Source organism: Bacteroides sp. AR29 (genome assembly GCF_900217715.1).
Classification (GTDB): Bacteria; Bacteroidota; Bacteroidia; order Bacteroidales; family Bacteroidaceae; genus Bacteroides; species Bacteroides uniformis.
In genome coordinates this window covers 1-7864 of record NZ_OBMS01000046.1, presented here as the reverse complement: position 1 = coordinate 7864, position 7864 = coordinate 1, and the positions used below count along the sequence as shown (strand labels likewise).

Sequence of the window (7864 nt, the reverse complement as noted above, 5' to 3'; positions counted from 1 at the left end):
TTCCCAAGACTCTGCAAGATACTTGCTGACGGAGGTTATCAAGGGGATTTGGCTATGTGGACAAAACAAAAGTTCGGATGGGACTTGGAGGTTGTACTCAGACCCAAAGAAAACCCCAGAAAATTCAATGTAGTACCTAAACGATGGATTGTTGAAAGGACTTTCTCATGGTTGGAAAACTATAGAAGGCTCACTATTGATTACGAATTCCTGACGGAAACGGCAGAAGCAATGGTAACGGTGGCATTTATACAAATACTCCTTAAGAGATTTTTCTAAGCATTTCAAAACAAATTCTTAAAAAATGGTTTTGAGAATCATATCCAAAATTCAGGTAATGTAACAATAGAACGTAAAGCTATTAAGAAAGCAAAAACGAAAGTAGAAACTATTAAATTAGATGAAAACTTTGATATTAGTATTCATGGTGGTGAATACCAAATAGAGAGAGGTTATGACGAGAATGCTGGAATGAATTATTATAAACTTTTTTTAAAAAAGAAAGGTAGAAAAAAGGACAGATTTATTGTATGACAAATGTATTCTTCATCACCGTATTGCAACAGTTCAAAAGAAATGCATATGATTTATTTGTACAAATAATTTATTTATGATGGAAAAATACAAATGATATATTGAGGATATGTATTTACAAGAACATCTTTGGAAATTTAGAAAAAAATATTTTGTAGTAGAATTGTTAAATAAAGCAAAATGCAGAGAATAGTGAGTTTTTGTATTTAACAATTAGCCTAGAATTAGCAAATGTGTGGCAAAATTATTTTGTGATAAGAAGAGTTGAACTTTAATTTTTTAAGTATACTAGTTATAAAAAAAACTGGTAGACTTTGCTATTGTTATAATTATTTCTATCTTTGTATAGTAATGTTGAGATGAACGGACATCATGAAGACGATGTGAGACTGAATCAGACAAACTTCAGTTACTAAAACATTACTAAGAGTAAAATTGACATTATTATAACCTTGTAAATAAGGAACTTGTGGAGAAAAGGTTCTTAACCCTGTCTCTCCGCAGAGCTCCAAAGACAAAAAGGATTCAAAGTATGACAAATCCCGTAAAACCTTGATTTTACGGGATTTTTTATTTCTCTTCTCGGACATCTATCAGTAATTTGGGTTATATAATCAGTAATCTGGATACCTATGTAATAATAATACCCGCTACTTTTGTATCGCTATAACAATTGGATTTATATGTTTCAACTAAATAATATATCGTATGAAAAGATTGGTATTGTTTATGATGGCAGTTATGCTGTTGTCTATTATTGTTAACGCACAGAAAAAAGGTGGTAAGACACTGGTAGCTTATTTCTCGGCAACGGGAACAACGGCAAGGGCTGCCAAGTTGGTGGCAGAAACTGTCGATGGGACTCTCTACGAAATACAGCCTGCGAAAAAGTACACGGCTGCTGATTTGGACTGGCACGACAAAGCTTCGCGCAGCAGTGTGGAGATGTCGGATTCCAAATCACGTCCTGCATTGTATTCTAAATTGGGAAGTCTCGCGGAGTATGATACCATATATATAGGTTTTCCTATTTGGTGGAATTTGGCTCCAAGAATCATCAATACATTTATAGAAAGCGGTGATTTTGCAGGTAAAACGGTTATTCCATTCGCCACTTCGGGAAGCAGCAGTATTTCTAATGCAGAAAAGGAATTGCAGACGAATTACCCCGGCATAAACTGGGGAAAAGGCAGGCTGCTGAATGGAGCGAGCCGGGAAACTGTCAAGCAATGGATTAAGAAATGAATTTCCAACCGAAACTTAAAGAAGTAGAGATGAAGAACATGGTAAAAAACATATGTGCGGCGATGGTTATTAGCCTTTGTGCTGCAGGACATTTGTTTGCAACAGAAAATAATCCTAATAATGATAATAAATTTATGGAAGAGAATTTGAATCTGATTCAGGAGTGGGACAAGACATTTCCACAGAGTGATAAAGTAAACCATAAGAAGATAACTTTCCACAACCGTTACGGCATTACACTTGCTGCCGATTTGTATGTACCCAAGAATGTGACGGGTAAATTGCCTGCCATTGCCATCAGTGGTCCGTTTGGTGCCGTGAAGGAACAAGCTTCGGGCTTGTATGCGCAGACATTGGCAGAACGTGGATTTCTGACGATTGCTTTCGATCCATCCTATACGGGAGAAAGTAGCGGCCAGCCCCGTTATGTGGCTTCGCCGGACATCAATACGGAAGATTTCAGTGCAGCGGTCGATTATCTTTCCACCCGTGATGATGTAGATGCAGAGCGTATCGGCATTCTCGGTATTTGTGGATGGGGAGGCATGGCGCTTAATGCAGCGGCTATCGATACTCGCATCAAGGCTACAGTTACGGCAACCATGTACGACATGAGCCGGGTCAATGCTAACGGTTATTTCGATTCTATGAATGCCGATGCACGGCATGAATTGCGGCGCCAGCTTAATGCTCAGCGTACGGAGGATTATAGAAACGGTACATTTGCTCTTGGAGGAGGTGTAGTAGACCCGTTGCCTGCCGATGCTCCACAATTTGTGAAGGACTACCATGCCTATTATAAAACACCGCGCGGCTATCATAAGCGGTCACTCAACTCGAATCACGGATGGAACAAGACTTCACCGCTTTCGTTCATCAATATGCCTATCCTTTCATATAGTGATGAAATCCGTAGTGCAGTGTTGATGCTGCACGGTGAGAAGGCCCATTCACGTTATTTCAGTGAAGATGCTTTTAAAAAGTTGCAGGGTGATAATAAGGAACTGCTGATTATTCCCGGTGCAAACCATGTAGACTTGTATGACAATATAGAGGTAATTCCATTCGGCAAAATAGAGAGATTCTTCAATGAACATCTTCGATGACCGCCTTTAATGTGTTAGGAACCGGACGTACTTTTCTTTAGCCTGGTTCAGCAACTCCTCTTTCAGGCAGATGTCTTTCCGGAAAAGCGAATGCTCCGGGAAGATTTCTTTTTTCTTGGACGCCTTGTTCCAATTTCCTACTACATGCCCCTTATAGAGAAGTACCGGAAAGAACAATCCGTTGTTGGTGAAAGCTTTGGAATAGTCCTCTTTGGGTAGGACGTCCGTCCGGTCCTTGTATCCTATCAGGTATTCGTCGTAGGAGGGAAGAAGGTGCAGGTTGCCGGTCGCCTTTCCAGATGTCCGGCAGGAGTCATGGATGTACCATGTCTGGCTGTTCCATTGTTCGGACATCAGTTCCGGTTCTATCAGAGAAATAGATTGCCTTGCTTCCGTTAAAGGCAAACCGGACCACCAGGAGAAGTCTTGCAGGGTAGCGGGGGCATGGCTGCGGAAATAGGCTGTAGCCAGACGGGCCAGCGCTTCTTCTTTCGTCAGTTCGGGGGTAGGTGGAACTCTTTCGTCCAGAAGGGCATAGGTGTGTTGTCGTCCACGGCATTCTCCGCTACACACAATACCTTCGACTTCGGCACGCGACATAAAGCGGGTCATGTGGTAGTTGTCTGCAAGCAGTCCCGAACGTTCAAAATGTTCCGCAATCTCTTGTTTCGTCAGGCTTCGCTTCCCGCTGAGGATATTCCCGAGTACGGTATGGCTTCTGTCATATTGCTGTTCCGTGATTTCCAGACCATGTCCTTTTGCATAAGAATCATTGGCGGATTTGATGCGTTGTGCAGAGAGTTTCAGTATCCAACGAATGTCTTTTGCTGCTACCAGGTGCCATGTGGGACGCATTATGTGGGTTCTCAGTATTTCCCCTTGATGCAGGGCTTTTTCCACGGCTTGAATTCCCGGTGACTTCAGCCGCATACCTACGGCCCATTTCACCATTGTATAGTCTTGTGCCTGCATGGCGCCTATCCAGGAGACCAGCTCTTTCGGGTGGCCGAAGAGTGGAGTGGACAGTTGCTGGTTCTGTAAGCGTATTTCAGGGATTCTCATGTCGGTATGGTATTCGTTTGTATCAATAGGAATCGCAAAGATAAGAAAAGCAGGTCATCGCAGGGTATATTGTGTCCGCAATTATATTCTTTTGTTTCTTTTAACAGCTACTAATATAGCTATCTTTTATTTTTGCAACGCACAAATTGGGAAAATATTCATAATTAAATAACCATAAGAACTTTTTTATGACTATGAGAACAAATTGTATTTTATTGTTAGTTATTTTGTTGGGAGCCTTTCCCTTAAGTGTACATGCCGATGAATCTGGAAGCATAATTCTGTACACTCCTTACACAAAAATTTCCGTGACGCCCGGAGCGTCCATTGATTACAGCATTGATTTGATTAACAACACGGACGGGGTTACAAATGCAAATCTCTCGGTCAGCGGATTGCCGGGCAGTTGGAAGCATGAAATCAAGTCAGGCGGCTGGACCCTCAGCCAGCTTTCTGTACTGCCCCAGGAAAAGAAAACGTTCAATTTGAAAGTGGAAGTTCCTCTAAAAGTAAATAAAGGAAGTTATCATTTCACAGTATTTGCCGGAGAAACCAAACTGCCGCTGGAGGTGGTCGTGGCCCAGAAAGGAACTTACCAGACCGAGTTCACTACCGACCAGCCCAATATGCAGGGCAATTCCAAGTCCACCTTTACCTTCAATGCCACTTTGAAAAACCAGACGGCCGACCAGCAGCTGTATGCGCTGATGGCCAATGCCCCCAGAGGCTGGAGTGTCGTGTTCAAGCCCAACTATAAGCAGGCCACTTCTGCCCAGGTGGAAGCGAACAGCAGCCAGAATGTGAGTATAGAGATTGTCCCTCCCGCCAATGTGGAAGCCGGCAATTACAAGATTCCGGTACGTGCGGCTACCGGTACGACTTCTGCCGACTTGGAGCTGGAAGTTGTTGTCACGGGTTCCTACGAGATGGAATTGTCCACGCCCAGAGGATTGTTGAGTACCGAAATCACAGCGGGAGATGTGAAGCGTATCGAGTTGGTGGTCCGGAATACCGGCTCTTCATTGTTGAAAGATATCCAGCTTTCTGCCAATAAGCCCGTGGACTGGGAAGTGTCTTTTGAGCCTTCGAAGATTGATATGCTGAAGGCGGGGGAAACGGCCAATGTCGTAGCTACCATGAAAGCATCCAAAAAGGCATTGCCCGGAGATTATGTGGCTACCATGACGGCCAAAACTCCTGAAGTGAATACAGACGCCCAATTCCGCATTGCCGTGAAAACCCCGATGATATGGGGATGGGTGGGCGTTTTGATAATAATCGTTGCCATAGGTGCCGTATGCTATCTGTTCCGTAAATATGGAAGGAGGTGAGCATGGACGAGCGAGTGATTGCATTGACAGACTTGACCAAGCAGTATGGGCGCTTCACTGCCGTAGACCGCATTTGCTTGACTATCCGTAAAGGGGAGATTTTCGGATTATTGGGGCCAAACGGCGCCGGCAAGTCAACTACCATCCTGATGATGCTGGGACTGACGGAACCCACTTCCGGCTCTGTGGAGATTTGCGGTATCGACTCTACCAGGCATCCTATCGAGGTAAAGCGGAAGATAGGCTATCTGCCCGAAGATGTGGGGTTTTATGATGACATGACCGGTCCGGAAAACCTTATATATACTGCGCGTCTCAATGGCATTTCGGATGCCGAAGCGAAAGTCAGGGCGCTGGAGCTGATGGAGCATGTGGGGCTTGCCGGACAGATGAAAAAGAAGACCGGGAAATATTCGCGCGGTATGCGCCAGCGATTGGGACTGGCGGACGTGCTTATCAAAAATCCGGAAATTATAATCCTGGATGAACCTACTTCGGGAATAGACCCTGCCGGTGTTCAGGAGTTCATCGAGCTCATTAGGCAGTTGAGCCGGAAGGAGGGACTGACCGTCTTGTTCTCTTCCCACCACCTGGACCAGGTGCAGAAAGTTTGCGACCGCGTGGGACTGTTCAACAGCGGGAAGCTGGTCACCTTGATTGATATGTCTGATTTGAAGGACAAGCATCAGGAATTGTCTGATATTTATAACCATTATATGGAGGAAGGAGGGGAAAGGCATGAATAAAGTCAATTATCCTTTTTGGGTAGTCGTCAACAAGGAAATATCCGACCATGTGAAAAGTTGGCGGTTCATTATCTTGATGGGAATCATTTTGCTTACGTGCATGGGCTCACTCTATACCTCGCTTACCAACATCGGTGCCGCCATCAAGCCCAATGACCCGGACGGTTCGTTCCTTTTCTTGAAGTTGTTCACAGCCTCGGACGGCACATTGCCTTCTTTTGTGCAGTTTATCAACTTTCTGGGGCCATTGTTGGGGATTGCGCTGGGATTCGATGCTATAAATTCGGAACAGAACAAGGGGACGTTGAGCCGTATGCTGTCACAGCCCGTTCATCGTGATTGCATTATCAATGCCAAGTTCGTGGCTGCATTGATTGTGATAGGTATAATGCTGTTTGTACTGGGATTCCTCGTAATGGGCTGCGGGTTGATAGCGATAGGCATTCCTCCCACAGCAGAAGAATTTTGGAGGATTGTATTCTTTCTCATAATCAGTGTATTCTATGTGGCATTCTGGCTGAATCTGGCCATTCTGTTTTCGCTTTGCTTCCGTCAGGCGGCCACCTCGGCATTGGCTTCGGTGGCGGTATGGTTGTTTTTCAGCGTGTTCTATACGATGATTGTCAACCTGGTTGCCAAGGCGTTGAGCCCCTCGCAGCTGGCATCTCCTTATCAGATAGTCAGTTACCAGAAATTTATTCTCGGTCTGATGCGTCTGGCACCTAGCGAACTGTTCAATGAGGCGACCACAACGCTGCTGATGCCTTCCGTCAGAAGTTTGGGGCCGCTCACTATGGAGCAGGTTCAGGGGGCCATTCCCAGCCCGCTGCCATTGGGACAGAGTCTTTTGGTGGTGTGGCCGCAGCTCACCGGACTGATTGCAGCTACTGTTATCTGTTTTGCCCTTTCGTATGTCATATTCATGAGACGGGAAGTCAGATCACGGTAATGATAAGTATGTTTTATTGAGTGTTGAAAGTCCGTTCCGGCATTGGTTGCTTGAACGGACTTTTAATATTATTTGCCCGAACATTTGGTAATTCCAAAAACTTCCCTTACTTTTGCGCCCCGAACAAGGAGAGGTGCTCGAGTGGTTGAAGAGGCACGCCTGGAAAGCGTGTATACCCCTAAAGGGTATCGGGGGTTCGAATCCCCCTCTCTCCGCAACAGTTCTGAATAAGATGGAAAACTAGCGGGTAAAGGTCTACAAATCATAGATTTGTAGACCTTTTTTTGCTTCTACTCCGTTTGCTTTGAAAGACTTGGGGGTCAACGTAACAATCTGAGGGATTTTATATTTAAGCCTATAATTTAGCAAGTCTATATAAGAAAAAAGCTCTATCTCTTACTCCTCTGAACTGTGCTCTAAATGCTTTGATTTTAGCATTGAATGACTCTGCTGCAGCATTGGTTGCCCTCCTTTCAAAAAAAATGATTATATTCAGATAATGTGTTTGTATAGAACGTGCGACCCTTCCAAAGGTGAGGAACCCTAATTTATCTACCTCATCATACCACCTTGCCAGCCTTGTCAAAGCAATATCCTTAAACTTACACTGATGATAGATTAAGCCTAACCGCATAGACAGATAATATCCTTTCTTTATATCGGGATATTCCTTGAAAAGAATTTCAGCTCGTATTCTTTGAGACTGAGTCCATAAGGATTCCTTCTTGTAAAGCAGATAAATGCTTCTCGCTAACAACTGCTTTCTTGTATCTCCATTAGCGAAAACAGGTGCATGATACATCTTTCCACAGGCCTTTGCATAAGCAATCTGAGTGGACTCTTCATCCAAAGCCTCCCAGCGAGCTTTCACACGCATCTCCTGCACCGCTT

The 7864-nt window shown here is 44.3% G+C and carries 8 protein-coding genes and 1 tRNA gene; 7 read left to right on the top strand and 2 right to left on the bottom strand.

All coding sequences use genetic code 11. The annotated features are described in order from the left end of the window. From CSD97_RS18445 to CSD97_RS18435, 3 genes are all read left to right on the top strand, one after another. The coding region (locus CSD97_RS18445; RefSeq protein WP_143272447.1) for a transposase at positions 1-279 on the top strand (279 nt) is incomplete at its 5' end. Between the two features lie 963 nt (positions 280-1242). Then, positions 1243-1779 carry a flavodoxin gene (locus tag CSD97_RS18440; RefSeq protein WP_098032895.1) on the top strand — a complete coding sequence of 179 codons (537 nt, stop codon included), beginning with the start codon at positions 1243-1245 and terminating at the stop codon, positions 1777-1779. A gap of 29 nt (positions 1780-1808) precedes the next feature. After that, entirely contained in the window at positions 1809-2885 is a 1077-nt protein-coding gene (locus CSD97_RS18435) for an alpha/beta hydrolase (protein ID WP_080597341.1), read from the top strand. Between the two features lie 6 nt (positions 2886-2891). Here CSD97_RS18435 and CSD97_RS18430 read toward each other — a convergent pair whose 3' ends face one another. Next, entirely contained in the window at positions 2892-3947 is a 1056-nt protein-coding gene (locus CSD97_RS18430) for a winged helix DNA-binding domain-containing protein (RefSeq protein WP_098032894.1), read from the bottom strand. 188 nt (positions 3948-4135) lie between these two features. Between CSD97_RS18430 and CSD97_RS18420 the strand changes: the two genes are divergently transcribed. From CSD97_RS18420 to CSD97_RS18405, 4 genes are all read left to right on the top strand, one after another. Further along, entirely contained in the window at positions 4136-5278 is a 1143-nt protein-coding gene (locus CSD97_RS18420) for an NEW3 domain-containing protein (RefSeq protein WP_008664984.1), read from the top strand. A 2-nt stretch (positions 5279-5280) separates the two neighbouring features. Next, positions 5281-6024, top strand: coding sequence for an ABC transporter ATP-binding protein (locus CSD97_RS18415; RefSeq protein WP_034522675.1), 744 nt, complete (start codon positions 5281-5283; stop codon positions 6022-6024). Then, positions 6017-6973: an ABC transporter permease gene (locus CSD97_RS18410; RefSeq protein WP_008664980.1), complete on the top strand. Its 957-nt coding sequence runs from the start codon at positions 6017-6019 to the stop codon at positions 6971-6973. The genes CSD97_RS18415 and CSD97_RS18410 overlap by 8 nt, the downstream gene beginning before the upstream one ends. Positions 6974-7100: 127 nt before the next feature. Beyond that, a tRNA-Ser gene (locus tag CSD97_RS18405) sits at positions 7101-7188 on the top strand. A 140-nt stretch (positions 7189-7328) separates the two neighbouring features. Here the strand turns inward: CSD97_RS18405 and CSD97_RS18400 are convergent. After that, on the bottom strand, positions 7329-7864 hold a 536-nt coding region (locus CSD97_RS18400), incomplete at its 5' end, for a transposase (RefSeq protein ID WP_143272450.1).